This is a genomic window from Pseudomonas sp. 05T35 (assembly GCF_056396605.1).
Genome location: NZ_JBFTLU010000490.1, coordinates 1 through 3,212, shown reverse-complemented (window position 1 = coordinate 3,212; position 3,212 = coordinate 1). Strand labels below are relative to the sequence as shown.

Genomic DNA, 3,212 nt, shown 5'->3' with positions numbered 1-3,212 from the left:
CCGTATCGCAGCGCGGCGCGCGAGGCCATCGGCGCGGCTGCCCAGGTGACGGTGCGCGCACCACAGGACCACGACTTTGCGGCGCTGCTGGCCCGACTACATGAGCAACACCTGTATCTGATCGCGCGCATCGTGGTGTTCAAGGACGACCCGCTCGCCAGCGCGCATCCAGAGTGGAGCGTGCACACCACAGACGGCCAACCGTGGCGCGATCTCGAGAAGCTGCAATGGATGGATCCGTTTTCGCAGGATGTATGGCGGCACAATCTGGACGTCGCCGAGGAGGCGGCGCAGATGGGCTTCGACGAGGTCCAGTTCGACTATGTGCGCTTTCCCGACAAGAGCGGGCTGCACTTCGCCCTGTCCAATACCCGGCGCAACCGGACCGCGGCGATCGTCGGTTTCCTGCAGGCCGCACGCACACGGCTGGCGCCCTACAATGTATTCGTCTCTGCGGACATCTTCGGCTACGTCTGCTGGAATCTGGACGATACCGCGATCGGCCAGCAAATCGAATTGCTCGGCGAGCCGCTCGACTATATTTCACCGATGCTCTACCCGTCCGGTTTTACCTGGGGGCTGCCGGGCTTGACCAATCCGGTCAGCGATCCCGCTCAGATCGTCAGACGCTCCCTGGCGGAAGCAATCAAGCGCACCCATCTGCCGGGGGTGCGTTTTCGTCCGTGGCTGCAAGCCTTTCGCGACTATGCGTTCGATCGTCGCTTGTTTGACGCAGAGGCGATCAGTGCCCAGATCAACGCCGCCAACGCAGCCGGCACCGATGGATGGATGTTATGGAATCCACACAATCACTACAACGCCGCCGATATGCCGCACCCTTGATCGGTGCGCTGAAACGCTGGGTAATGCTGCTTGCAATGGCGGCGGCGCAGTTCGCCGGTGCCGCCGATTTCGATGCGGAGGCACGCCTGCAAGCCGCACAGATCGTCGAGGGGCAGATCACTGCCGGACGGATTCCGGGGGCCGTCGTGCTGATCGGGGACGCCACGCATGTGTTCTATCGCCAGGCCTTTGGGCAACGCGCGACAACGCCCGACCCCGAACCGATGACGCTGAGCACCGAGTTCGATCTTGCGTCGCTGACCAAGGTCATCGCGACCACCACGGCGATCATGCAACTGGCCGAAGCCGGCCGCATCGACCTGGACGCACGCGTTACACAGTATTGGCCGGCCTTTGCGGCCTTCGGCAAAGACCCGGTGACCGTTCGTCATCTGCTGGCGCACACCTCCGGCCTGCTGCCAGACCTGCCGGTGCGGCCACTGCATCCGGACCGCGAAGGCGTCTTGAGCGCGATTGCGGCGCAGCGTCTGCGGAGCGTGCCAGGTGAGCGCGTCATCTACAGTGACCTGAATTTCGTGGTGCTGGGCGAACTGGTCGAGCGCATCACCCACCGCACGCTCGACGCGTATTGCCAGGCCTACATCTTCGGCCCGCTCGGTATGCGCGACACGGTCTTTGTGCCGGACCCCGGGCGAGCGGCCCGCAGTGCACCGACACTGGCGAACAAGGCCGGTATCCGCCGCGGCCGGGTGCACGATCCGACTGCTGAATGGATGGGCGGCGTCTCCGGCAACGCCGGGCTGTTTTCCACCGCGGATGACCTCGCCCGCTTCGCGCAGATGATGCTCAACCAAGGGCGCGCGGGCGGCCTGCAGATTCTGCGGCCAGCAAGCATTGCCGCGCTCAGCAGTGCCGCCTCGCCGCTCGCGACTCCACCGTGGCGCGGACTCGGCTGGGACCTGGCCGCACCGTTCGCGTCGAACCACGACCGTCTGCCACCGATTGGCATGATCGGCCACACCGGATACACCGGCACGGGCCTGTGGATCGATCCGCTGACGCGCCAATTCATCGTTATCCTGACCAACCGCGTGTACCCGGACGACCGCGGTGACGCCCGCCCGCTACGTGCGCAGTTGCTCGCGCTGCTGGCAAGCCGGGCTCCACCTGCGAGCGTCGCGCAAATTGGCCAATGGCTGCCATCGACGTTACCGGCGCTGAGTGCCGCCGATCGCCTGCCGATCTCGACGGGCCCGGTGCAGACCGGCATCGACGTGCTCGAGGCGCAGCGGTTTGCGCCGCTCGCCGGCAAGCGCGTGGGTTTGATCACCAATCGCAGCGGTTTCGACGCCGAGGGCCGGCGCACCGTCGACGTACTCGCGCACGCGCCAGGCGTCAGGCTGGCCGCACTGTTCTCGCCGGAGCATGGGCTGAATATCGATGTGGACGAGCGGGTCGGCGACACCCTCGACACCGCGACGGGCCTCACCGTACACAGTCTCTACGGCGCGGCGCGGCGCTTTCCGCCCGGTTCGCTCGCCGGACTGGATGCGCTGGTCTTTGACATCCAGGATGCCGGCGTGCGCTTCTTCACCTACGAGACGACGCTCGGCTACGCACTGGAGGCCGCGGCGGCGCAGCGCATTCCGCTGTTCGTGCTGGACCGGCCCGATCCGCTCGGGGCGCAGCAATTCGGCGGACCGGTGCTGGACAGCCGTCAAGAATCGTTCACCGGCTATTTTCCGGCGCCGCTGCAACCGGGCATGACGGTCGGCGAACTGGCGAGTCTGTTCAACCGCAACAAGCACATTGGCACGGATCTGCGCGTGGTGCCGATGCAGGGCTACCGGCGTGAGATGACCTTCGCCGACACCGGGCTCGGCTGGGTGCCGCTCTCGCCAAACCTGCGTACGTTGTCCCAGCTGGACCTCTACCCGGATGTCGGTTTGCTTGAGGGCGCGAGACTGAGTGTGGGACGCGGCACAGCGCATCCGTTCGAGTGGATCGGCGCGCCGTGGATCAACGCGACCCAGTTCGCCCATGCGCTGAATGCCCTCAACGTTGGCGCGCATTTCGAGCCGATCGACTTCGTGCCCACTGAATCGAACTGGCACGGTCAGCTCTGTCATGGCGTGAGCATCACGCGCAACCCGGTGCCTGAGCAACGGCCCGTCGCACGCCTGGGATTGGCGCTGCTCGCCACGCTGCATACGCTCTATCCCGGCGCGTTCGATATTGCGGCGACCCGCGGCTCAATCGGCTCGCAAATCGTCTGGCAAGCCATTCGCGACGGCATAGCGCCTGACGCCGCGCAAGCGCTCGATGCCGCAGCGCTTGAGCGCTTCGCACGACTGCGGCAGGAGAACTTGTTCTATTGATCTTGATACGACACGCCACAGCCCCTAGAC

General features: G+C 65.6%; 2 protein-coding genes. Both read left to right on the top strand.

Translation table 11 applies throughout. The annotated features are described in order from the left end of the window. Positions 1-843 (top strand): putative glycoside hydrolase (locus tag AC1DH9_RS25805; RefSeq protein ID WP_477809041.1); only part of this gene is annotated, 843 nt, incomplete at its 5' end. After that, entirely contained in the window at positions 795-3,182 is a 2,388-nt protein-coding gene (locus AC1DH9_RS25800) for a serine hydrolase (protein WP_427539827.1), read from the top strand. The genes AC1DH9_RS25805 and AC1DH9_RS25800, both read left to right, overlap by 49 nt. Positions 3,183-3,212 lie beyond the last annotated feature (30 nt).